Annotated in this window: 20 protein-coding genes and 1 riboswitch; of the genes, 14 read left to right on the forward strand and 6 right to left on the reverse strand. The window is 68.4% G+C overall.

Annotation, left to right across the window (positions count from 1 at the left end):
- Positions 1-55: 55 nt before the first annotated feature.
- From OO71_RS40115 to OO71_RS40160, 10 genes are all read left to right on the forward strand, one after another.
- A complete protein-coding gene (locus tag OO71_RS40115; protein WP_211260815.1) occupies positions 56-1420 on the forward strand; it encodes a glutamine synthetase family protein in 1365 nt (454 codons plus the stop codon).
- A complete protein-coding gene (locus OO71_RS40120; RefSeq protein WP_033295283.1) occupies positions 1401-2114 on the forward strand; it encodes a gamma-glutamyl-gamma-aminobutyrate hydrolase family protein in 714 nt (237 codons plus the stop codon). The genes OO71_RS40115 and OO71_RS40120 overlap by 20 nt, the downstream gene beginning before the upstream one ends.
- Entirely contained in the window at positions 2111-3481 is a 1371-nt protein-coding gene (locus tag OO71_RS40125) for an aldehyde dehydrogenase family protein (protein ID WP_033295284.1), read from the forward strand. Before OO71_RS40120 ends, OO71_RS40125 begins: the two co-directional genes overlap by 4 nt.
- Positions 3482-4249, forward strand: coding sequence for a 3-oxoacyl-ACP reductase (locus tag OO71_RS40130; protein ID WP_033295285.1), 768 nt, complete (start codon positions 3482-3484; stop codon positions 4247-4249). It abuts the gene before it with no gap.
- 309 nt (positions 4250-4558) lie between these two features.
- Positions 4559-4660, forward strand: a riboswitch (glycine riboswitch).
- A gap of 43 nt (positions 4661-4703) precedes the next feature.
- On the forward strand, positions 4704-7535 hold the full coding sequence (gcvP, locus tag OO71_RS40135; protein WP_033295286.1) for an aminomethyl-transferring glycine dehydrogenase: 2832 nt from the start codon (positions 4704-4706) through the stop codon (positions 7533-7535).
- Between the two features lie 53 nt (positions 7536-7588).
- Positions 7589-8677, forward strand: a complete 1089-nt coding sequence (gene gcvT / locus OO71_RS40140) for a glycine cleavage system aminomethyltransferase GcvT (RefSeq protein ID WP_033295287.1) — start codon at positions 7589-7591, stop codon at positions 8675-8677.
- A 13-nt stretch (positions 8678-8690) separates the two neighbouring features.
- Positions 8691-9068 (forward strand): glycine cleavage system protein GcvH, encoded by a 378-nt coding sequence (gene gcvH, locus OO71_RS40145; protein WP_033295288.1) that lies wholly within the window; start codon positions 8691-8693, stop codon positions 9066-9068.
- Positions 9068-10345 (forward strand): serine hydroxymethyltransferase, encoded by a 1278-nt coding sequence (gene glyA, locus OO71_RS40150; protein WP_033295289.1) that lies wholly within the window; start codon positions 9068-9070, stop codon positions 10343-10345. The genes gcvH and glyA overlap by 1 nt, the downstream gene beginning before the upstream one ends.
- Positions 10342-11076: a lipoyl synthase gene (locus tag OO71_RS40155; RefSeq protein ID WP_033295290.1), complete on the forward strand. Its 735-nt coding sequence runs from the start codon at positions 10342-10344 to the stop codon at positions 11074-11076. The genes glyA and OO71_RS40155 overlap by 4 nt, the downstream gene beginning before the upstream one ends.
- A 15-nt stretch (positions 11077-11091) precedes the next feature.
- The gene (locus OO71_RS40160; RefSeq protein ID WP_033295291.1) at positions 11092-12465 is read left to right on the forward strand and encodes an L-serine ammonia-lyase; all 1374 of its coding nucleotides are present in this window, start codon (positions 11092-11094) and stop codon (positions 12463-12465) included.
- Positions 12466-12834: 369 nt separating this feature from the next.
- Here OO71_RS40160 and OO71_RS51380 read toward each other — a convergent pair whose 3' ends face one another.
- Positions 12835-13011 (reverse strand): hypothetical protein, encoded by a 177-nt coding sequence (locus OO71_RS51380; RefSeq protein ID WP_169776621.1) that lies wholly within the window; start codon positions 13009-13011, stop codon positions 12835-12837.
- Positions 13011-13595, reverse strand: a complete 585-nt coding sequence (locus OO71_RS40165) for a winged helix-turn-helix domain-containing protein (protein WP_033295292.1) — start codon at positions 13593-13595, stop codon at positions 13011-13013. Before OO71_RS40165 ends, OO71_RS51380 begins: the two co-directional genes overlap by 1 nt.
- Before the next feature lie 71 nt (positions 13596-13666).
- Here OO71_RS40165 and OO71_RS40170 point away from each other — a divergent pair, with 71 nt between their 5' ends.
- A complete protein-coding gene (locus OO71_RS40170; protein ID WP_033295293.1) occupies positions 13667-14389 on the forward strand; it encodes a FadR/GntR family transcriptional regulator in 723 nt (240 codons plus the stop codon).
- A 52-nt stretch (positions 14390-14441) separates the two neighbouring features.
- Complete coding sequence (locus tag OO71_RS40175) at positions 14442-16259, forward strand: transglycosylase domain-containing protein (RefSeq protein WP_033295294.1); 1818 nt, start codon at positions 14442-14444, stop codon at positions 16257-16259.
- A gap of 46 nt (positions 16260-16305) precedes the next feature.
- On the opposite strand, the gene OO71_RS40180 is transcribed toward OO71_RS40175, so the two are convergent.
- Positions 16306-16956, reverse strand: coding sequence for an O-methyltransferase (locus OO71_RS40180; RefSeq protein ID WP_033295295.1), 651 nt, complete (start codon positions 16954-16956; stop codon positions 16306-16308).
- A gap of 1 nt (position 16957) precedes the next feature.
- The gene (locus tag OO71_RS40185; protein WP_033295296.1) at positions 16958-17785 is read right to left on the reverse strand and encodes an ABC transporter ATP-binding protein; all 828 of its coding nucleotides are present in this window, start codon (positions 17783-17785) and stop codon (positions 16958-16960) included.
- Between the two features lie 116 nt (positions 17786-17901).
- Between OO71_RS40185 and OO71_RS40190 the strand changes: the two genes are divergently transcribed.
- Positions 17902-19230 carry an aminotransferase-like domain-containing protein gene (locus OO71_RS40190; RefSeq protein ID WP_033295297.1) on the forward strand — a complete coding sequence of 443 codons (1329 nt, stop codon included), beginning with the start codon at positions 17902-17904 and terminating at the stop codon, positions 19228-19230.
- A 59-nt stretch (positions 19231-19289) separates the two neighbouring features.
- Here OO71_RS40190 and OO71_RS40195 read toward each other — a convergent pair whose 3' ends face one another.
- Both OO71_RS40195 and OO71_RS40200 read right to left on the reverse strand, forming a co-directional pair.
- Positions 19290-21248, reverse strand: a complete 1959-nt coding sequence (locus tag OO71_RS40195) for an SDR family oxidoreductase (RefSeq protein ID WP_033295298.1) — start codon at positions 21246-21248, stop codon at positions 19290-19292.
- Between the two features lie 69 nt (positions 21249-21317).
- Positions 21318-21554 carry a hypothetical protein gene (locus OO71_RS40200; RefSeq protein WP_033295299.1) on the reverse strand — a complete coding sequence of 79 codons (237 nt, stop codon included), beginning with the start codon at positions 21552-21554 and terminating at the stop codon, positions 21318-21320.
- 170 nt (positions 21555-21724) lie between these two features.
- Between OO71_RS40200 and OO71_RS40205 the strand changes: the two genes are divergently transcribed.
- A complete protein-coding gene (locus OO71_RS40205; protein ID WP_033295300.1) occupies positions 21725-22960 on the forward strand; it encodes an NAD(P)/FAD-dependent oxidoreductase in 1236 nt (411 codons plus the stop codon).
- The last annotated feature ends 974 nt before the right edge of the window (positions 22961-23934 follow it).

Genomic DNA, 23934 nt, shown 5'->3' on the forward strand with positions numbered 1-23934 from the left:
GTGGCCCGGTAGGAAAGACCGCAAAGGACCTGATCCGAACCTTTGGGGCGGCGCGATGGCAGGCAGGCGAGGGATGCTCACGCTCGACGGGCTCCGCGAACGGGTGGCCGGCGGCACGATCGACACGGTGCTCGTCGCGATCACCGACATGCAGGGCAGGCTCCAGGGCAAGCGCTGTTCGGCCGAGTTCTTCCTCGATGAGGTCGTGGGGCACGCGACCGAGGCGTGCAACTACCTGCTCGCTGTCGACGTCGACATGAACACCGTCGACGGGTACGAGATCTCGTCCTGGGAAAGCGGTTACGGCGATTTCGTGCTCCGGCCGGACTTCGCCACGTTGCGCGAAATCCCTTGGCAGGAGGGCACGGCGCTGGTGCTCGCCGACGTCGAACGCGTGCAGGGCGGCCCGGTTTCCGTTTCGCCGCGCCAGGTGCTGCGCCGACAGCTCGACCGGCTCGCGGACCACGGGCTCGTCGCGTACGCGGGTACCGAGCTGGAGTTCATCGCGTTCGACGACTCCTACGAAACCGCCTGGGACAAGCATTACCACGGTCTCAAGCCCGCCAACCAGTACAACGTCGACTACTCGATGCTCGGCACCGCGCGCATCGAGCCGCTGCTTCGCCGTATCCGCAACGAAATGGCCGGCGCCGGGCTGTACCCGGAGTCGGTGAAAGGCGAGTGCAACCCGGGTCAGCACGAAATCGCCTTCCGTTACACCGAAGCGCTTGCCACGTGCGACAACCACAGCATCTACAAGAACGGCGCGAAGGAGATCGCAGCGCAGGAGGGCAAGAGCCTTACGTTCATGGCGAAGTACAACGAGCGCGAAGGCAACTCGTGCCACATCCACCTCAGCCTGCGCAGTACGTCCGGCGAAGCGGTGTTACCCGGCGACGGTGACCACGGCTTCTCGAAGCTGATGCAGCACTTCCTCGCGGGTCAACTCGAGGCGTTACGCGAGCTGACGTACTTCTTCGCCCCGAACATCAACTCCTACAAGCGTTTCGTCCCTGGCAGCTTCGCGCCGACGGCGGTCGCGTGGGGCACGGACAACCGTACGTGCGCGTTGCGCGTTGTCGGGCACGGTGACTCGCTACGCGTCGAGAATCGCGTACCCGGCGGCGATGTCAACCAGTACCTCGCTGTCGCCGCGATGGTCGCCGCGGGGCTGTACGGGATTGAGAACGAGCTACCGCTGGAGCCTGAGTTCATAGGTAACGCGTACACGTCCGACAAACCCACTGTGCCGGTCACGCTCGGCGAAGCTGCGACGGTCCTTCACGACAGCCGTATCGCACGAGATGCCTTCGGGGACGACGTAGTCGACCATTACCTCAACGCCGCGCGGATCGAGCGCGAAGCGTACGAACGAACCGTCACCGACTGGGAGCGCATCCGTGGTTTCGAACGCCTCTGACCCACCCGTCATCGGGCTCACCACGTACGCAGAGCGCGCGAAGTTCCTCGCCTGGGACACCGAAGCGACGCTGCTTCACCGCGTGTACGCCGACTGTGTAGTGGCAGCAGGCGGAATTCCGGTACTGCTGCCACCTGTCACCACGGAGTACGCGCGGCTTGTGGAGCGGATAGACGGTCTCGTGCTCACCGGAGGCGCCGACGTCGAGCCCAGCCGCTACGGCCAAGACCCGCACCCCACGACGTACACCCGCGAAGAGCGCGACGCGTTCGAGTTCGGTCTGTTCACCGCTGCCCGCGCTGCCCGGAAACCGGTGCTCGGCGTGTGCCGCGGACTGCAGGTGATGAGCGTCGCGCTCGGTGGCACCCTCTCGCAGCACCTGCCCGAAACACTGGGCGACACAGCGCATCAACCCGCGCCGGCGACGTTCGGCTCCGGCACCGTCACGCTCGTCGACGGCACCCGCGCGGCCGCGATTCTCGGGGAAGAGGCGAAGGTGCAGTGCTACCACCACCAGGCAATAGACCGGCTCGGTGCGGGCCTCGTCGCGTCGGGGCACGCGGCTGACGGCACGGTCGAAGCCGCGGAGGTGCCGGGCGAGTTCGTACTCGGCGTGCAGTGGCATCCGGAACAGGACATCGACGACGTACGGCTGTTCGCCGCGCTGGTGAACGCCGCGCAGGAGGGCAAATGACGCCGACCGTGTTCGACGTGCGCAACCCGGCCACCGAAGAGGTCGTACGCCAGGTCCAGCTCACCACCGCCGACGAGACCGACGCCGCCATCGCCCGCGCACACGCGGCTTTCCCGGCCTGGCGGGCGGTGGCTCCCGGCGATCGGGCACGGCTGTTGCGGAGGTTCGCGGCCGCCGTCGATGCCGACGTCGAACACCTCGCCGAGCTGGAGGTACAGAACTCCGGGCACACCATCGGCAATGCGCGATGGGAGGCGGGCAACGTCCGTGACCTGCTCGAATACTCCGCCGGTGCGCCAGAAAGGTTGCTGGGCAAGCAGATTCCGGTCGCGGGCGGGGTGAACGTCACCTTCCACGAGCCGCTGGGCGTGGTCGGCGTGATCGTGCCGTGGAACTTCCCGATGCCGATTGCCGGCTGGGGGTTCGCGCCCGCGCTCGCGGCAGGCAATACCGTCGTGCTCAAACCCGCCGAGCTGACGCCGCTGACCGCGCTGCGGCTGGCCGAGCTGGCGCGCGAGGCGGGCCTCCCGGACGGTGTCTTCCAGGTGCTGCCGGGCAAGGGATCCGTGGTGGGACAACGATTCGTGACGCATCCGGCCGTGCGCAAGGTGGTGTTCACCGGGTCGACCGAGGTCGGCAAGCAGGTGATGGCGGGCTGTGCGGCGCAGGTCAAGCGCGTGACGCTGGAGCTCGGCGGCAAGAACGCCAACATCGTGTTCGCCGACGCCGACCTCGAAAAGGCGGCGGCCACCGCGCCGTACGGAGTGTTCGACAACGCCGGTCAGGACTGCTGCGCGCGATCGCTGATCCTGGTGCAGGACAGCGTGTACGACCGGTTCCTCGAACTGCTGGAGCCCGCGGTGCAGGGAGTCGTCGTCGGCGACCCGGGCGATGAAAAGACCGAGATGGGCCCGCTGATCTCGGCGGACCACCACGCGAAGGTCTCGTCATACGTCACCGACACGACGCCGGTCGCCTTCCGCGGCAGCGCGCCGGACGGGCCGGGCTACTGGTTCGCGCCGACCGTCGTGCTCCCGCCGGGACTGGACGATCCGCTTGCCCGGGACGAGATTTTCGGTCCGGTCGTCGCGGTGGTGCGCTTCCGCGACGAGGCCGAGGCCGTGACGATGGCCAACGACACCGAGTACGGCCTGTCCGGTTCGATCTGGACGCGCGACGTCGGCCGGGCGTTCCGGGTCGCGCGCGGGGTCGAATCCGGGAACCTGTCGGTGAACTCGCATTCGTCGGTCCGCTACTGGACGCCCTTCGGCGGCTTCAAGCAGTCCGGCCTCGGCCGCGAGCTCGGTCCCGACGCGGCGGCCGCGTTCACCGAGACCAAGAACGTTTTCCTGAGCACGGAGGAGTGAATGGTGCAGCGTTTCGAAGGCCGCGTCGCGGTGATCACCGGCGGGGCGAGCGGGATCGGCCTCGCGACGGCCAAGCGCCTGGCGAGCGAAGGCGCGAAGGTGGTGATCGGCGACGTCGCGCCGGAGCAGGGCAAGGCTGCCGCCGACACGGTGGGCGGGCTGTTCGTGCCGGTCGACGTGACCGACGCGGACCAGGTCGACGCGCTCTTCCAGACGACCGTCGACCAGTTCGGCGCGGTCGACGTCGCGTTCAACAACGCGGGCATTTCGCCGCCCGAGGACGACTCGATCCTCACCACCGGCATCGAAGCGTGGGAGAAGGTGCAGCGGGTCAACCTCACGTCGGTGTACCTGTGCTGCAAGGCCGCGTTACCGCACATGCAGCGCCAGGGCCGCGGCTCGATCGTGAACACTGCGTCGTTCGTGGCCGTGATGGGGGCCGCGACGTCGCAGATCTCCTACACCGCGTCGAAGGGCGGCGTGCTCGCGATGACGCGGGAGCTGGGGGTGCAGTTCGCGCGCGAGAATATCCGGGTCAACGCGCTGTGCCCGGGGCCGGTCAACACGCCGCTGCTGAAGGAGCTGTTCGCGAAGGACCCGGAGCGTGCGGCGCGGCGGCTGGTGCATGTGCCGCTCGGCCGGTTCGCCGAGCCGGAGGAGATCGCCGCCGCGGTCGCCTTCCTGGCGAGCGACGACGCCAGCTTTATCACCGCCTCGCAGTTCCTGGTGGACGGCGGCATCTCGGGCGCCTACGTGACCCCGCTGTAACGCTCAGCTGCTACGCGAGATGCGAGATCGCGCCGGTTTCTGGACTGAGCGATTTCGACGGCCCCCCAGGCCGGCGAAATCGGGAAGGAAGAAACCGGCTCCCCGGCGATCTCGCCGCCTCGGCGGAGCCGAGGCCATCAACACAGTAGACTGACGCGCGAAGCGGCAGGTACAGTGGCCGCCACCACAGCAGTGTCCACAATCGCATATTGGGCCGTTCGAGCCGGAGCGGGAGAGTCCCATGACGTCAATGGGACACCGAAGGAGCAAACTCCCCGGAATCTCTCAGGTATCCACTACCGCTTGCGGCGAGGCCACTCTGGAAAGCAGGCGCACCCGCGCCTCACCCAAGGTGAAAGCCGTGCTGAGCGCGCGGTGAAACTCTCAGGTGCCCATGACAGAGGGGGAGTTCCCAGTGCACCGCCGCGCCCGGTGCCCGTCCTGAGGAGCTCCCATCACCTCCACTCCCTTCGACACCCGCCACATCGGCCCCGGCGAGGCCGAGCGGGCCAAGATGCTCGCCGAATGCGGTTACGGAAGCATGGACGCCCTCCTGGAAGCGGCGGTGCCCACTGCCATCCGGATGACTGGCGACCTCGCTCTGCCCGCTCCCGCGTCCGAGGAGGACGCCACCGCCGAACTGCGGGCCCTCGCCGCACGCAACCGGCCGATGACGCAAATGATCGGGCTCGGCTACTCCGACACGGTCACGCCGGGCGTGATCCGCCGCAACGTGCTGGAGAACCCCGCCTGGTACACCGCGTACACGCCGTATCAGCCGGAGATCTCGCAGGGCCGGCTCGAAGCGCTGCTGAACTTCCAGACCGCGGTCTCCGATCTCACCGGCCTGGCCATCGCCAACGCCTCGATGCTCGACGAGTCCACCGCCGCCGCCGAGGCGATGACGCTGATGCGCCGGGCGTCGAAGACGAAGTCCAATGTGGTCGTGCTCGACGCAGAATGCCTGCCGCAGACCATCGAGGTCGTACGGACTCGTGCTGCCGGCCTCGGCATCGACGTGCAGGTGCGCGACTTGCTCACCGGGCTCCCGGACGAGTTCTTCGGCGTCATCGTGCAGTACCCCGGCGCGTCCGGCGTCCTGCGTGGACGCGGCTTCTATCAGGCGGTCTCCGAAGCGGCGAAGGCCGCAGGCGCGCTGTACACGGTGGCTGCTGACCTTCTCGCACTCACTTTGATCACCGCGCCCGGCGAGTTCGGCGCGGACGTGGCTGTCGGTTCGACGCAGCGCTTCGGCGTGCCGCTCGGGTACGGCGGTCCGCACGCCGGGTACATGGCCGTGCGCTCCGGGCTTGAACGTTCGATGCCAGGCCGTCTCGTGGGCGTCTCCGTGGACAGCGACGGCAACATGGCGTACCGGCTTGCGCTGCAGACGCGTGAGCAGCACATCCGCCGCGAGAAGGCGACGTCCAACATCTGTACCGCGCAGGTGCTCCCTGCCGTGCTCGCTGCGATGTACGCGGTCTACCACGGCCCTGAAGGACTGAAGACGATCGCGACGCGCGTTCACGGGCTCGCTGCCGGCTTCGCAAACGCCTTGCGCGCAGGTGGGGTCGAGGTCGTGCACGAGACGTTCTTCGACACTGTCGTCGCGAAGGTGCCCGGCCGCGCCGCTGCAGTACACGCGGCTGCGCGTGAGGCTGGGATCAACCTCGGGCAGATCGACGACGACCACGTGCGCGTTGCGTGCGATGAGGTCACGCGTCCCGACACCGTCGCAAAGGTGCTTCGCGCCTTCGGCGTCGACAGTGGCTGGGAAGCCGCGAAGGCGCTTCCGACCGGCCTTGTTCGTGAGAGCGGCTACCTGACGCACGAGGTGTTCAGCACGCACCGGTCGGAGACGTCCATGCTGCGGTACCTGCGCGGCTTGTCCGACCAGGACTTCGCGCTCGACCGCGGGATGATCCCGCTCGGCTCGTGCACGATGAAGCTCAACGCCACCAGCGAGATGGGGCCGATCAGCTGGCGCGAGTTCGCCGGCATCCACCCGTTCGCGCCCGCCGGGGACGCCGAGGGGTACCACGAGCTGGTCCGGCAGCTGGCCGGCTGGCTGACCGAGGTCACCGGCTACGACCAGGTGTCGCTGCAGCCGAACGCGGGCAGCCAGGGCGAGCTGGCCGGGCTGCTGGCCATCCGCAGTTACCACCAGGCGAACGGGCAGCCCGAGCGCGACGTGTGCCTGATCCCGTCGTCCGCGCACGGCACCAATGCCGCGTCCGCGGTGCTGGCCGGCATGCGCGTGGTCGTGGTGAAGTGCACCGACGGCGGCGACATCGACCTGGCCGATCTGCAGTCCAAAGTGGACCAGCACTGCGACACCCTCGCCGCGGCGATGGTCACGTACCCGTCCACGCACGGCGTGTACGAGCACGGTATCGAGCGGCTCGCCAAGATCGTGCACGACGGCGGCGGCCAGGTGTACGTCGACGGCGCGAACCTCAATGCGTTGCTGGGACTGGCAAAGCCGGGTGAGTTCGGCGGCGACGTCTCGCATCTGAACCTGCACAAGACGTTCTGCATCCCGCACGGCGGTGGAGGCCCGGGCGTCGGTCCGGTTGCGGTGCGCGAGCACCTCGCGCCGTACCTGCCGAACCACCCGCTCCTTGCGCAGGCCGGACCGGATACCGGCGTCGGACCGATCAGCGGCGCGCCGTACGGCTCGGCGTCGATCCTGCCGATCTCGTGGGCCTACGTGCGGATGATGGGTGCGTCCGGGCTCACCGAGGCCACCAAGGTCGCGGTGCTCGCCGCGAACTACGTCGCGTCCCGGCTCGGGCCGCACTACCCGGTGCTCTACACCGGGCAGGACGGCCTGGTCGCGCACGAATGCATCCTCGACCTGCGCGGGATCACCAAGGACACCGGCGTCACTGTCGACGACGTCGCGAAGCGGCTCATCGACTACGGCTTCCACGCGCCGACCATGTCGTTCCCGGTCGCGGGCACGCTCATGGTGGAGCCCACCGAGAGCGAGGACCTGGCCGAGATCGACCGGTTCTGCGCGGCGATGATCGCCATCCGGCACGAGATCGACGAGGTCACCGCAGGCCGGTGGACCGCCGAGACGAGCCCGCTGCGCGCCGCGCCGCACACCGCCGCGTCGCTGACGGGCGAGTGGACCGCCGACTACGACCGCGAGCTGGCGGTGTACCCGGTCGGCGTGTCACGCAAGACCAAGTACTGGCCGCCGGTGCGCCGCATCGACGGCGCCCGCGGCGACCGCAACCTCGTCTGCTCCTGCCCGCCCCTCGACGCTTACGACTCGTGAGTGTTTATGCCGGTTAGAACCGGCATAAACACTCACGACGACGAAAGGCCCCCATGTCTGCAACCCCCTTGCACGAGGTCCATCAGGCCCTCGGTGCGCTGTTCACCGATTTCGCCGGCTGGTCGATGCCGGTGCGCTACACCAGCGAGCTGGCCGAGCACAAGGCTGTCCGCGAGGCGGCCGGGCTCTTCGATCTGTCGCATATGGCCGAGATCCACGTCCGCGGCGCGCAGGCCGCCGACGTGCTCGACTACGCGCTGGTCGGCAACCTGTCCGGCGTGAAACCGGGTCGTGCCCGCTACACGATGATCTGCGACGCTGACGGCGGCGTCCTCGACGACCTGGTCGTCTACCGGCTCGCCGACGAGGAGTACCTGGTGGTGGCCAATGCGGGCAACGCCGGCGTGGTCGCTGACGCGCTCGCCGAGCGGGTCGCCGGGTTCGATGCGGTCGTGGACAACCGGTCCGAGAGCACCGCGCTGATCGCGGTCCAGGGCCCGAAGGCGGTCGACGTGCTCGCCTCGGTGACCGATGCGGACCTCGGCGCGCTCAAGTACTACGCGAGCGTGCCGGCCGTGGTGAAGGGGCACGACGTGCTCCTGGCCCGCACCGGGTACACCGGTGAGGACGGCTTCGAGCTTTTCGTACCCGCGGCTGAAGCCACCGCATTGTGGCGGCTCCTCGCCGAGGCGGGGGAGCCGCACGGGCTCGTCCCATGTGGACTCGCGTGCCGCGACACCCTGCGGCTCGAGGCCGGAATGCCGTTGTACGGCAACGAACTCAGCCGCGAGCTGACCCCCTTCGCGGCCGGCCTCGGCCGCGTGGTGAAGTTCGAGAAGCCGGGTGACTTCGTGGGCCGGGCGGCGCTCGAGGAGCTCGCGAAGGCCGACGTTCCGCGCGTGCGGGTCGGTCTCCGCGGCGCCGGCCGCCGCGCCCCACGGCACGGGTACGCCGTGCTGTCCGGCGAGGCCACCATCGGGGAAGTCACCAGCGGCGCGCTGTCGCCGACGCTGGGTTATCCGATTGCCATGGCGTATGTAGATCGGGAGCACGCCGAGCCCGGTACCGCGCTGTCCGTCGACATCCGGGGCCGCATCGAGCCGGTCGAGGTCGTCGCCCTGCCCTTCTACTCCCGAGCCTGAAAAGGACCCAGTTGTGAGCATTCCCGCGAACCTGTCCTACACGAAGGAACACGAGTGGCTGTCGCTGGAGGACGGCGTGGCGACGGTGGGCATCACCGCGTTCGCCGCCGGCTCGCTCGGCGACATCGTGTTCGTGCAGCTGCCCTCGGCCGGTGACCAGGTCACCACCGGCGAGGTGTTCGGCGAGGTCGAGTCCACGAAATCGGTCAGCGAGCTGTACTCGCCGGTGAGCGGCGAGGTGGTGGCCGTGAACGAGACCACATCCGACACCCCCGAGATCATCAACTCCGACCCGTACACCGAAGGATGGCTCGTGAAGGTGCGGCTCACGGGCGACGTCCCGGAGCTGCTCGACGCCGCCGCGTACGCCGAGCTGACCCAGGAGAGCTGATGGCTGCCCCGTTCGATGCCCCCCTGTCCGAAGTGGACCCCGAGGTCGCCGTCGCGGTGGCCGCGGAGCTGGACCGCCAGCAGTCGACACTCGAGATGATCGCCTCCGAGAACTTCGCGCCGGTCGGTGTGCTCGAGGCGCAGGGCTCGGTACTCACCAACAAATACGCCGAGGGCTACCCGGGCCGCCGCTACTACGGCGGCTGTGAGCACGTCGACGTCGTCGAGCAGCTAGCGATCGACCGGGCGAAGGCGCTCTTCGGTGCGGACCACGTGAACGTGCAGCCGCATTCGGGTGCGCAGGCCAATGCGGCGGCGATGGTCGCGGTGCTGAAGCCGGGCGACACGATCCTCGGCCTCGACCTCGCGCACGGCGGGCACCTCACGCACGGAATGAAGATCAACTTCTCCGGCAAGCTGTACAACGTGGTCGCCTACCATGTCGACAAAGAGACCGGAATTGTCGACGTTGCCGAGATCGAGCGGCTGGCGGTGGAGCACCAGCCGAAGCTGATCGTGGCCGGCTGGTCGGCGTACCCGCGGCAGCTCGATTTCGCCGAGTTCCGCCGGATCGCGGACCTGGTGGGCGCTCGCCTGATGGTCGACATGGCGCACTTCGCCGGGCTGGTGGCCGCCGGGCTGCACCCGTCGCCGGTGCCGCACGCGGACATCGTCACCACCACCACGCACAAGACCCTCGGCGGCCCGCGCGGCGGCCTGATCCTGTGCCGCGAGGAGCTGGCGAAGAAGATCAACTCGGCGGTGTTCCCGGGTCAGCAGGGCGGTCCGCTGGAGCACGTGATCGCGGCGAAGGCGGTCGCGCTGAAGTTCGCCGCTAGCGACGGGTTCCGCGAACGCCAGGAGCGCACGCTGGCCGGCGCGAAGATCCTGGCCGACCGGCTGACGCGCAGCGACTGCGCGGAGGCGGGCGTCCGCGTGCTCACCGGCGGCACCGACGTGCACCTCGTGCTCGTCGACCTGGTCAACTCCCAGCTCAACGGCCAGGAGGCGGAGGACCGGCTGCACTCGGTCGGGATCACGGTGAACCGCAACGCGGTGCCGTTCGACCCGCGGCCGCCGATGGTCACGTCGGGCCTGCGGATCGGCACCCCGGCGCTGGCCACGCGTGGATTCGGCGCCGACGACTTCACCGAGGTCGCGGACATCATCGCGGAAACGCTGAAACCGGACTTCGACGAATCCGTGCAGCAGGAACTGCGCGGCCGGGTCGAACTGCTGGCCAAGAAGCACCCGCTGTACGCGGACCTGAGCCGATGACCGCTGCGCCGGAGGGGCGGAAGCTGTTGCGGCTTGAGGTGCGTAACAGTGAGACGCCGATTGAGAAGAAGCCGTCGTGGATCAAGACGCGGGTGCGGATGGGTCCGGAGTTCACGGGCGGAGCCTGGTTGTACGCCGAGACCGTCCGGCAGATCCACGCCTTGAACCCCGGTACCGGTGTCGAGTTGCTGATCCCGGACTTCAACGCGGAGCCGGAGCAGTTGGGTGAGGTGTTCGGGTCGGGGCCGGAGGTGCTGGCGCATAACGTGGAGACGGTGCCGCGGATTTTCAAGCGGATCCGCCCCGGGTTCCGCTACGCCCGCTCCCTGGAAGTCCTGACCCGGGCCCGCGAGGCCGGTTTGGTGACGAAGTCGAACCTGATCCTCGGCATGGGCGAAACCCCGGACGAGGTCACGGCGGCGTTGCGGGACCTGTTTGATGCGGGTTGTGAGATCGTCACGATCACCCAGTACCTGCGGCCCTCGCCCCGGCATCACCCGGTGGACCGGTGGGTCAAGCCGGAGGAATTCGTCACGCACGCCTCGACCGCGGAGGAGATCGGGTTCCCGGGTGTGATGGCCGGGCCGTTGGTGCGCTCGTCGTACCGCGCGGGCCGCCTGTACGCCCAGACCAAAGCCCATCGGGGCGAGGAACTGCCGGACAACCTGGCCCACCTCACCGCCGAAGGACCCGCCGCCCAAGAAGCCAGCAGCCTGCTGGCGAGGCACTAGAGAAGGGGCAGATCAATGGCGATCAGCGTCTTCGACCTGTTTTCGATCGGCATCGGGCCGTCCAGCTCGCACACGGTCGGCCCGATGCGTGCGGCCAAGACCTTTGTGGACGGTCTGGTCGAGGACGCAGTGCTGGACCGGGTCGCGAGAGTGGAGGCCGAGCTGTTCGGCTCCCTCGGCGCGACCGGGTTCGGCCACGGCAGTGACAAGGCCGTGCTGCTCGGGCTTTCCGGTGAGCGACCGGAGGAGATCGACACCGATACGGTCCCGGCCAAGGTCGCGGCGATCCGGGAGTCCGGGCGGCTGTCCGTCGGTGGTACGCATGAGGTGGCCTTCGTCGAGGACACCGATCTCACCATGCACCGCCGTAAATCGCTGCCTGCGCATCCCAATGGGATGGTCTTCCGCGCCTTCGCCGAGGATGGCGCGCTGCTGCGGGAACGTACGTACTACTCGGTGGGCGGCGGGTTCGTGCGCGACGAGTCGTACGAGACCGACACCGTATTCGTCGAGGATTCCACGCCGGTGCCGTATCCGTTCCGCACTGGCGAGGACTTGCTCAAGCATTGTGCGGACACGGGCCTGCCGGTGAGCGAGATCATGCTGCGCAACGAGCTTTCGTGGCGCACTCGCGAGGAGATTCGCTCTGGTTTGCTGCAGATCTGGCAGGTAATGGCTGAATGCGTGCGCAATGGGTGTACGCACGAGGGTGTGCTGCCGGGTGGCCTGAAGGTGCCACGTCGGGCGAAGTCGTTGCACGAAAAGCTGTGTGCTGAAGATGGTGTCGACGATCCGTTGTACGCCATGGATTGGGTCAGCCTGTACGCGCTGGCTGTGAATGAGGAGAATGCTGCTGGCGGCCGGGTGGTCACTGCTCCGACTAATGGCGCGGCTGGGATCATTCCTGCGGTTTTGCATTATTACCAGCGATTTGTGCGCGGTGCTTCGGATGACGGGATTGTCACGTTCCTGCTGACTGCTGGTGCCATCGGGTCGATCTTGAAGCAGACCGGGTCGATTTCGGGTGCTGAGGTTGGGTGCCAGGGAGAGGTGGGTTCGGCGTCGGCAATGGCGGCGGCTGGGCTTACTGAGGTGCTCGGTGGTTCGTGCCGTCAGGTGGAGAATGCGGCTGAGATCGGGGTCGAGCACCATCTCGGTCTTACTTGCGATCCTGTCGGCGGGCTGGTGCAGATCCCTTGTATCGAGCGGAATGCAGTGGGCGCGTCGAAGGCGATCCACGCGGCCCGGATGGCTCTGCGGGGGGACGGGAGCCATGTGGTGACGTTGGACAAGGCGATCAAGACCATGCGCGAGACCGGTGCGGATATGTCGGTGAAGTACAAGGAAACTGCTCGTGGGGGGCTTGCGGTTAACGTCATTGAGTGTTGACTTTGGGGGCACCCCGAAGCCGGAATTGAGTGACTACGTGCGGAGGGTGGTTGTCAAGGCGGGAAAGATGCCTTGACAAGCACCCTCCGCACGTGTGGGGCTTCGGATCGGGGTGCAGGGAGGGGGCTGGGTGCCCGGTCCCGGTGGGGTTCGGGTGTGCGGCTTGGGTGGGTGGCTGTGAAGGGAACCTTCACGGAATGTTGAGCTGTCACGATTCCCTTGAGTGCCCTGATTCCGTGAAGGCCACCTTCACAGAATGTAGGTCCGTGAAGGGAACCTTGAGGGAATTGGGTTCCGTGAGGGTTCCCTTCACGGAAGGTAAGTCTGTGAAGGGAACCATGAGGGAATTGGATTCCGTGAAGGTTCCCTTCACAGCGTTTCCGGGCGGGGTGGTGGGGTGGCCAGGCGCAGGCCGAGTTCCATGAGCCACCAGCCGAATCGCTGCCGTGCCGGGGTGCGGTGGACGGCAGCGCACGGACGCGGGGCGGCAGTGGCGAGCAAATCCTCCTGTCTGGCGGAGGCGAGCGCGGCCAGGAACGGGTCCATCAGGATTCCCCTTCGGTTTCGGCGGTGATCGTGCGGGGGAAGGCGGCCCATTGGGTGATCACTGTTTCGTCGCCCGCGGCGGACGGGCGGCGGTAACGTTCGACGACCGCCTCGACCTCCTCGACCAGGCGTCGCGTTTCGTCCGGCGTGAGTGAGAGCCGGGTGCGGCCCAAGGTTGCGCTTTCTCGCCAGTCTTCCGCCCAGTCCGGCAATTCGGCGATGAACTGCGCTTCCTCGCGGTACCGCTGGTTCACCACTTCGTGGAGGAGCGTCTTGACCGGGTCGCTCAGTTCCGGTTGGTCGAGGAAATCGGCGGCCCGGATCCGGGTCGACTCCTGTGCCGCTTGCCACCAGCGTTCCCGTTTCGACCCCCGTTCGGCGTCCTCCACCACCAGCCCGGCGTCGGCGAGTTGCCGCAGGTGCCACGACGTGGTCCCGGAGCTTTCCCCGACTCGCTTGCCCAGCCCGGTTGCGGTGGCCGGGCCGTCGGTGGTCAGCAGGTCGAGCAGCTGCATCCGCAAGGGGTGCGCCAGCGCGCGCAGGGTGCGGGCGTCTAGCTGGCGAGTGCGGCGTCCGGTAGGCATAGTCCAGACTGTACTCTGCAGAGAGACCTTTGCAAAGGAGCCTCTGCAAACAAACAGCCTAGACTCAGGCCGTGGAGTCGACCTCGGTGGTGAGCGCGAATGAGGCGCTGTTCCGGCCGGTGCGGGCCGGGAACGCCTTCGAGGAGACCGTTGAGCGGTTGTTGCAGGCGATCCGGCTGGGGGTCGTCGGGGCAGGGGACCGGTTGCCGTCCGAGCGGGAGCTGGCCGAGCGGCTCGGGGTGAGCCGCGTGACGTTGCGCGAGGCGATCCGGGCGCTGGCCGACGCGGGGTACGTCGAGTCGCGGCGGGGGCGGTACGGCGGCACTTTCGTGAACGAGAACCTCCCTGACCCGGCCGAGCGCACCGCTGGCGAGGTCGACATCGCCGGGCTGGAGGACACGCTCTGCCTGCGGCAAGTGCTCGAAACCGGCGCCGCCGAGGCCGCCGCGGCGCGCACGCTCAGCCAATCCGACCGGCGGCACCTCAGCGGCACGCTCGCCGAAGCCGCGGCGGCCGGGCTCGCCGACTACCGGCGTAAGGATTCCCGTCTCCACCTGGCGATTGCCGAGGTCACCGCGTCCGGCTCGCTCACCACCGCGGTCGCCGACGCGCGCACGCGGGTCAACCGCCTGCTGGACCGGATCCCCCTGCTCGAACCCAATCTCGAACACTCGAACGCGCAGCACGAGGCGATCGTCGACGCGATTCTGGCCGGCGACCCGGTTGCCGCGCGGCAGGCGATGGCTGAGCACATCGAGGGGACCGCCTCCCTGCTGCGAGCCTTCCTGGCGTGATTTATTCACCAGGAAGACCGAACCTTGTCACCTGGTCAGCCGTCCACTGATCGTGCAAGCAGCTCCGCAGAGTGACCAGCCAGTCGTCCGCCGTCGCTGGCGACGGGTCAGAACAGGCGCGTACTACCTGGGCGGGCTCCTGCTCGCGCTGCCGCTGGGCGCGTTCTGGGTCGCCTACCTGCTGCTCGACGTGCGCAGCCCGCAGGAGGTCCTCGCGTCGCTCGACAAGACCGTGACGCTCAAGTACTCCGACGGCAGCGAGCTGCTGCGCGTGGTACCCGACGGCGGCGACCGGCGGTTCGTGCCGTTCGACCAGGTCCCGGAGAAGCTGCGGGACGCGATCGTCGCCACCGAGGACCCGACGTTCTGGCAGAACGCCGGGTTCGACCCCACCGGGATCGGCCGCGCGTTCCTCACCGGCGTCGGCGGCGGGTCCGGGATCACCCAGCAGTACATCAAGAAGTCGACCGGCGACGACGACGCGACGATGTCCCGCAAGCTCCAGGAGCTCGTACTCGCCACGAAGATCACCCAGGAACAGAGCAAGGAACGGATCTTCGAAAGCTACGTCAACATCATTTCCTTCGGCCGCAACACCTTCGGCCCGGCGGCGGCGATGAACGCGTTCTTCGGCCGTCCGCTCGACGACACCATCACCTGGAGCGAGGCGGCGTTCCTGGCCGGGATGATCCAGTCGCCGTCGGTGCACGACCCTGCGGTGTCCGGCAACACGCATGCCGCGAAACGCTGGGCTTACGTGCGCGACAAACTCGTGGCACGCGGGTACGTGAAGGACGCCGCGACGATGTCCTACCCGGGCGGCGAGATCAAGCCACCGGCGGAAACGCGCGCGAGCCTCAGCTACGACAAATACCACGTCAAGCAGCAGGTGCTGGCCGAGCTGGAGCGGGACGGCTTCCCGCTTTCCCGGTTGCAGCAAGGAAACCTGACCGTGCAGACCACCCTCGACCGGGATCTGCAGACCGCCGCGCGCAGCACGCTGGACGACCGGCTGAAGGGTCAGCCGAAAGAGTTCCGCGGTGCGCTGGTGTCCGTCGATCCGGCGACCGGCGCGGTGCGGGCCTACGACGGCGGCAACAACGGGGTACGCGATTATGCGGCAACCGAACGGTCGTCCGGTTCGGCGTTCTACCCGTTCACACTGGCCGCCGCGGTGGGCGCCGGAATTCCGGCCGACGAAAAGGCTCCCGCGCCCAAGGAAACCGAGTTCCTCGGCGAAAAGTTCGACTATCCACAACGTTGTCCACAGGCGTGCACGCTGCGCAGCGCGATGACGTCGGGCGCGGACACGCCGTTCATCGGGGTGGCGCGGAAGCTGGGTGCCTCAGCGCTCAGTGCCGCCGCGCGCGAGGCCGGGATTCCGGAGGAGGTGGACGGCGCCGCGACCTTGCGGGAGAAGGACGGAACCACGATCGGATCGAGCATCGCCGTCGGCCGGTATCGTGTGCGGCCGCTCGACCTTGCGAGCGCGTACGCGACTTTCGCCGCAGAGGGCAAGCACGCATCACCTCATCTCGTGGACAAGGTGCTCGACCAGGCCGGGAAGGTGGTCTGGCAGCACGAAAACCAGTCTGACCAGGCGATCCCCCGGCGCGTGGCGCGCGAGGTGACGTCGGTGCTGACCTCCCCGCAGAACGGCCGTCCGGCAGCTTTGCGCACCGGCGAATTCCAGTACGGCAACTCACGCGACACCCAGGACGCCTGGGCAATCGGGTACACCCCGCAGCTGGCCACCGCCGTCTGGATCGGCTCCGACGACGAACGGCGCCTGTTCGACGCCGACGGAAACCGCCTGATGGGCGCCACAATCCCGGCCGAGGTGTGGCGATCGGTCATGACCAGGCGGTGAGCGACCAGACGGTGAGCGACCAGACGGTGAGTGACCAGACGGTGAGTCAGCGGACGCGGGCCAGGACGAAGCCGTCGTACCCCTTGCTGCCGACCGTCTGGATTGCCGTGGCGTCAAGGCGTTCGTCACCGCGGAGGAGGTCGAACATCTCCCGCACACCCTGCACTGCCGGATCGGTGCTCGCAGCGTCGACGACAGCACCGTTGCGCACCACGTTGTCGACCACGATGGTGGTGCCCGGACGGGAAAGGGCGAGCGCCGCTTCGACGTACGCGGCGAGGTTGGCTTTGTCCGCGTCGATGAACACGAAGTCGAACGGGCCGGTGAGCGTCGGCAGCGTGTCGAGCGCAGCGCCGACCCGGATTTCGACGACGTCGCTGCCGAACCCCGCGCGGTCGAGGTTCGCCCGCGCGACGGCCGCGTGTTTCGGGTCGTATTCGCAGGTGATCAGCGTGCCGCCGGGCGGAAGCGCGCGGGCGAGCCAGATCGTGCTGTACCCGCCGAGCGAGCCGATTTCGAGGATCGACCGGGCACCGGCGGTGCGGGCGAGCAGGTGCAGCAGCTTGCCCTGGTTCGCCGCGACCGCGATGGGCGGCAGCCCGGCCGCCGCCGAATCCGCGAGCGCGTTTTCGAGCGGCGGATCAGCCGGGATCAGCGCGCTTTCGAGGTAGGCGTCGACTTCGGTCCAGTGGTTCATCTCACGCCGCCCGGGGTCCGACCTTCGGGATCACCAGCGGGGTCCCGCTTTCCGGACATTCCATCACGCGGCACGGCAGCTCGAAGATCCGCTCGACGTTTTCCACCGTCACGACCTCGTCCGGCGTACCCGTCGCGAGCACCTCACCGTCGCGCATCGCAATCATGTGCGTGGCGTAGCGGGCCGCGTGGTTGAGGTCGTGCAGGACCGCGACCAGCGTGCGGCCCTGGTCGCGGTGCAGGGTCGCGCAGAGGTCGAGGATGTCCAGCTGGTGCGCGATGTCCAGGTACGTCGTCGGCTCGTCGAGCAGCAGCAGGTCGGTCTGCTGGGCGAGCGCCATCGCCATCCACACGCGCTGGCGCTGCCCGCCGGACAGCTCGTCGACCAGGCGTTCGGCGAGGTCGTCGACACCAGTGGCGCGCATCGACTCGGCAACCACCGCGGCGTCGTCGCGGGACCACTGGCGCAGCAGCTTCTGGTGCGGGTAGCGGCCGCGGGCGACGAGGTCGGCCACGGTGATGCCGTCCGGCGCGATCGAACTCTGCGGCAGCAGCCCGAGCCGTCGCGCGACCTCCTTGGCGCCGTAGCTGGAGATCACTTCGCCGTCGAGGAAAACCGAGCCTTTACGCGGCTTCAGCATCCGGGCGAGCGCGCGCAGCAGCGTGGTCTTGCCGCAGGCGTTGGGCCCGACGATGACCGTGAACGACTTGTCCGGGATGACCACGCCGAGCCGCTCGGCGACGGTGCGCCCGTCGTAGGCCAGGGTCAGCTCTTCGGCGTGCAGCCGCGGTTCGGTGCGGGCCGGCGCCTCTTCGATCGTCTGTGCCACACAGGTAAGGCTAACCTAGTGACGCCCGTTCGGGGAGTTCCGTGGGTCGCATTCGCCGAACGTGACCGGCCGGTGTCATGATGCGTCCGGCGGATCCCGGGCGGAGCGAGGGTGCGATGGACGACTACCGCGTCGTCGCGGACGAGCTCGCCGCCGCCATCGAGGCAGGTCGCCTGCGTCCCGGCGACCGGCTCCCGCCCCAGCGCCGGTTTGCCCGTGACCGCGGGATCGCCGGGTCCACCGCCGCCCGCGTGTACGGCGAGCTCGTCCGGCGCGGCCTGGCGATCGGCGAGGTGGGCCGGGGCACTTTCGTGCGCGCCGCGCGGCCCGGTCCGGAACCGGCGTTGTCCGAACCCGGCGACGCGCGCGTCGACCTCGAGCTCAACTTCGCCGTGCTGCCGAGCCAATCGCCGAAGCTCGCGCGGGCACTCGAACCGGTGCTGCGTGCGGACGTCTTCACCGACGCCCTGAACCCACTCGGCGCCGCCGGTACGAAGGCGGTGCGCGAGGCCGCCGTCGCGATGCTGGCCCGCGGCAGCTGGACACCGGATCCGGAATCGGTGCTGGTCACCGGCAACGGACGGCAAGGTATTGCCGCCGCGCTGGCGGCCTTCGTGCCGACGGGGGAGCGGCTGGCGGTCGAATCGCTGACGTATCCGGTGGTCAAGGCCGCGGCGACCCGGCTGGGCATCGAGCTGGTGCCGATCGAAACCGATTCGTGCGGCCTGGTCCCGGCCGCGCTGCGGGCGAGCGCTCCGGTGCGGGCGTTGTACGTGCAGCCGACGCTGCACAATCCGCTCGGCGTCACGATGCCGCCCACGCGCCGTGCCGAACTCGCCGCGACCGTGCGTGACCTGGACTTACCGGTGATCGAGGACGGGATCTACACCTTTCTGCGCCCGGACACCGAACCGCTCGCCGCGTTGATTCCCGAGCGGACGGTTTTCGTCGACAGCCTTTCGAAACGGGTCGCGCCGGGGCTCACCGCAGGTTTTCTCGTGGTGCCGCCGACGTGGGTCGCGCGGCTCGCGAGCGCCGTTCGCTCGGGCGGCTGGGGCGCGTCGCGGTTCTCGGTGGAAGCCGCGCGGCGCTGGATCACCGGGGGAGTGCTCGCGGAAGTCGAAGCGGCGAAGCGCGCGGACGCGGCAGTCCGCGCGAAAATCGTCGCTGACCGGCTCGCGGGCTTCCGCGTGCACGGCGACGCGGCGGCGTATCACCGCTGGTGGGAGCTGCCGGAACCGTGGCGGGCCGAGACGTTCGTGGCCGCCGCCGCGCGCCACGGCATCGCGTTGTCCCCGGCGGCGGCGTTCGCCGTGGTACCTGGTCACGCGCCGAACGCGGTGCGGATCGCGGTGTCCGCGCCGCCGGAGGAAACCCTGGCCGCCGCGCTGGATGTCTTGGCCGCGCTGGCTGCCGGATCACCGGACGACGTCGACGTGTCCTGAGTTTTATGCGTGGCGCCACAGCTGCCGGATCACCGGACGACGTCGATGTGTCCTGAGGTTTATGCGCGTCGGCGCCACAACAGCCGGGTCAGGGTCGCTGCGACGGCGGCCGGAACGGGTTGCCTCGGCCGTTTCCGGGCTTCGGGCGCGGATTCCGGCATCACGCGGTACACGAGGTGCGCCGCGAACCTGGCTGCGTCCGGGGTGGCGAGCGCGGCCAGCTCCGCGGCCCGGCCCTCGGGCAGGTTCAGGATCTGCGGCCGCCGTTCGATCGCCTTCACCACGAGCGCGGCAGCGCGTTCCGGCGAACTTGCCGGCAGACCGCGGTACGAGCCGGTGGGCGCGATCATTTCGGTTCGTACCAACGGCATTCGCACTGACGAGAACGTGACGCCGTCGGACAGCGTCTCCCTGCCTGCGGTCAGGCCGAACTCCTCGAGGGCCGCTTTCGAGGCCAGGTAAGCGGAAAAGCGCGGCGTGTCGGTCTGCAGGCCCTGCGTGGTCACGTTCACGATGTGGCCGAAGCGGCGTTCCGTCATCGACGGCAGCAGTCCGAGAATCAGCCGTACGGGGCCGAAGTAGTTGATGGCCATCGTGCGCTCGTAGTCGTGGAATCGTTCTGTGGACAGCTGTACCGACCGTCGGATGGACCGTCCCGCGTTGTTCACCAGCACGTCCACTGCACCGTGGTCTGCTAGGACGGCCTTCACGAGCGCGTCGACGGCGTCGCCATCTGTGAGGTCGCACGGGTACGTCGCTGCTTCGCTGCCCCTTGCAGTGATCTCGTTGCACACGCTGTCGAGCTCTTCGGCGCGGCGCGCGACTAGAAGCACCTTCGCACCGTGACGCGCTATGGCGAGCGCAGTCGCGCGTCCGATACCCGACGACGCACCTGTAATCAACACGGTGCGTCCTTTGAGCCCTCGACGGCGCGCACGATCAGGGTCGAGATGCTTGCGCCAGTAGCGATACAACGGTTCTGCGTAGTCGCGAAGCTCGGGAAGCGTGACGCCGCTGCCGTACAGCTCCGAAGTGGTATGCGCAGTGTCGAACTCGACGTCCATGTTCAGGTGCGGGAGCACTTCGAGGGGAATTCCCAGCTCTGTCAACACTGCTGCGCGCGTTGCACGTCCTGTTGGTATTCGGTCCACTGCCGTCGCGAGGCGGGACGCTGTCGCGCGAAGCAGCCCTGACGGCACTGTCGTGCGTACGCGGGGCGCTCCGGCAACGCGCGCGAAGGCGTTGTAGACCTCGTGCAGCTGTTGCGGTCGCGGCGAAGCGAGGTGGTAGGTGCTGCCCGAAGGCGCTTCGCGGTGCATGAGGTAGGTGATCGCGTCGACGACGTAGTCGACCGGCACTATGTTCGTCGCTCCTAAGGCGGGAGCGACGAGCGGAAGCTGCTTCGGCAGCGCGGCGAGCCGGGAGATGGCGGGCAGGAAGTAGTACGGCCCGTCGATCTTGTCCATCTCGCCGGTGCGCGAATCGCCGACGACCGCCGAGGGACGGTAGATGCGGAACGGGACTTGAGACTGTTCGCGAACGAGCTTCTCGGCTTTGAACTTCGTTGCGTGGTATGGAGAACTGAAGGTCTGGCCGAGGTCGAAATCGGCTTCGGTGAACCGCCCGGGGTGATCACCCGTCACGGCGATGGACGACACGTGGTGCAGCAGCCCGGCTCCGGCGGCCGCCGCGAAGGCGAGGAGATTGCGCGTGCCCTCGACGTTCGCGGCCTGATTCGCCTCGTCATCGGCAGTGAAGTCGTACACGGCGGCGAGGTGCACGACGTGGTCGACGCCTGCGTAGTCAGCGGGGTCGAGGCCGAGCAGGGGTTCGGTGAGATCGCCGACCGCGGGGGACCAGCCCTTCGGCCAGCTTTCCGCGCCGTTTTTGGCGAGCCGATCCCGTGAGGTGTTGCGGACGAGTACGTGCACGGCGGTCGTGTCCCGCCGTTCGAGCAGCCGGGCGACCAGGCGCTTCCCGAGGAAGCCCGTCGCGCCCGTGACGAAGTAGGTGGTCATGGCCGGCACCTTCGGGTCGGGGCTCTGCGGGTGCCGACTCTACCTACTCATAAGTAGGAACGGTAGTTGTCAGTCGCTTCCGGTACGCCGGGCCGGCGTGGCGGTCGCCACCACGGCGTCGCGCAACGCTGCCCGCAGCCGCCCGACCTCGAGCGGCCCGAGCACGGCCGCCTCGCCCGGCGGGGCCACCACGACGACCTTGTCGTCGCTGCTCACGAACACCGTGACGTCGCGCCGCCGTCCCGCCAGGTCCCGGCAGCCGATCGCCCATTCGTTCCGCACCGCACTGTCGTCCTGCCCTGCCACGGTCCTCGCCCTCCGATCAGGTTGTGATCCGTCGTGCCGGGGTGGGACCGGCCGCGCCGGAACCCCTTACGCCGGTTCACCCGAATTGCCTACCGGCCGGTTTTCAGCGGGGGTGCGGGATGCGCGGTACCGTCGGTTTTCCGCCGCGTCGCACGTACTCGGGAGGACGGATGTCGGAACCTCGGAAGATCGTCGTCGTCGGATCCGGACTGGCCGGTGCCACCGCAGCGGCGACCGTGCGCGAGCGCGGCTTCACCGGCGACGTGCTGCTGCTCGGTTCCGATCCGCACCGTCCGTACGAGCTGCCGCCGCTGTCGAAGGCGGTGCTGCTCGGCAACGCCGACGAACCCGATTGGGTGCACGAAGAGGGCCACTACGAGGCACACGACATCCGCCGCCTGTCCGGCGTCACCGCGACGCGGATCGAACTGGGCGCGCGGCTAGTCCTGGACGACACCGGCGGCGAACATCGCTACGACCGTCTCGTGCTGGCCACCGGCTCCCGCCCGCGAACACTGAAGGTCCCCGGCGGCGACCTACCGGGCCTCTACACCCTCCGCACCCTCGACGATTCCCTCCGGCTACGCGCAGCGTTCGCTGAGGCGAAGCGAGTGGTGATCGTCGGCGCGGGGTGGATCGGCACGGAGGCCGCCGCGGCCGCGCGTACCCACGGCGCCGAGGTAACCGTTGTGGCACCGGAGAAACTGCCACTGGCGAACGTGCTCGGCGACGAGGTCGCCGGAGTTTTCCATCGCCTGCACACAGAACACGGCGTGCAGTGGCGCCTGGGCGAAGGCGTCGCAGCAATCACCGGCGACACGGCGGCCACCGGCGTCCGGCTATCCAACGGCGACGAGCTGACCGCCGACGTGGTACTGATCGCGGTCGGCGCCGCACCGTGCGTGGAACTGGCACACGCCGCGGGCCTGGAGCTCGCAGACGACGGCGGCGTGGACGTCGACGCAGGTCTGCGCACCGCCGCGCCTGACGTGTACGCGATCGGCGACATCGCTTCGCACTTCCATCCGCGCTACGGCCACCGAATCCGCGTCGAACACTGGGCGACCGCGCGTACGCAAGGTGCCCACGTGGCAGGCAACCTGCTGGGTGAGCACGAGCCGTACCTGGACAGCCCGTATTTCTTCTCCGACCAGTACGACCCGGACCGAGACGGCCCAGCCATCGGCTGCGAGTACCGAGGCATGGCAAAGCTGGACCGAGACCGGGTCGTGGTGCGAGGGGATCTCGAGGCTTATGACTTCACGGCGTTTTGGGTCACCCCGGAAGGCCAGGTGAGCGCCGCGATGAACGTAAACCAGTGGGACGACGGCGACGCGCTGCAGAAACTGGTCGATGAGCGGGTTTCTGTTACTGATGATCAGTTGCAGCGTGGGAAGCTGGGTTGAGTCCCTTTTAGCGGGCTGGGTGTGGTTGGTGCCCGGTGTAGATGCGGGTAGCTGCGCCGGTGACGCTGCATTGGGATGTTGATCTACCCGCCGATCAGCCACCGTTGGTTCGGGCGGGCCGTCCGCGCTGTCCCTCCGTTCGCGGGGGTGATCCGACCAATTCCGATCGCTGTGCCCACGACGGATCGTGTCCGGGGCGCCGCGGGTGATGTGGGCGATGCGTGGCGCCTTGCCCCTGAACCCGAACACGGTCCGGGCCTGTGTCTGCGGACCGGATGCTGTGCAGAGCCGTGGTCGTTTGACTGGATGCCACGTGGATTGGTGCCTGTCGCTGTCACTCGTGAACGAGATGCCGTGGGGCCGGTGCCGCGTGGATTGCGTCCTTGTGGTGTCGACGCTGTTCGTGAACCGGGATGTTCCACTGTGCCCTGTCGTTGGGAGCGGGTGTCGCGTGGGTTGGTGCCGGAGATGTCGACGCCGCTCGCGACGGATGTCCCGCGGGAGCCCTGTCCTCGGGAGCGGGCGTCGCCTGCATTGCTGCCGGTGAGGTTGAAGGTGGTCGCGAATCGGATGCCTCGCGGAATCCTGGTTGTGAGGCCGGGTGTCGCCGGGATTGCAGCGCGTGATGTCGACGCGGTCCGGAGTCCCATCATCGGATCGGACGTTGTCCGAATCATGGTCGCGACGCGGGGGCCCCGTCCACGGACTGGAATGCCGTCCGGACCGTTGTCGGTGATGCCGCCCGGCGCCCCACCGTCGAAACGGATGTTGTCCGGGTGGCGGGGAGTCGTGGCCGCAGACCGGATGCCATCGGGATCGTTGCGCAAGATCCGGGTGCCGTCCGGAGCCCAGCCACTCGAGCGAGCCCAGCCCCCGCTGGATCCCGGGCTCTCGTCCGTGAGCCGGATGCACTCGGCTCGCCGCTCCACGCCTGAGCGCCCGCCAGCCCAGCCCAGCCCAGCCCAGCCCCGCCC

It is taken from the genome of Amycolatopsis jejuensis (assembly GCF_000717335.1).
GTDB classification, from domain to species: Bacteria; Actinomycetota; Actinomycetes; order Mycobacteriales; family Pseudonocardiaceae; genus Amycolatopsis; species Amycolatopsis jejuensis.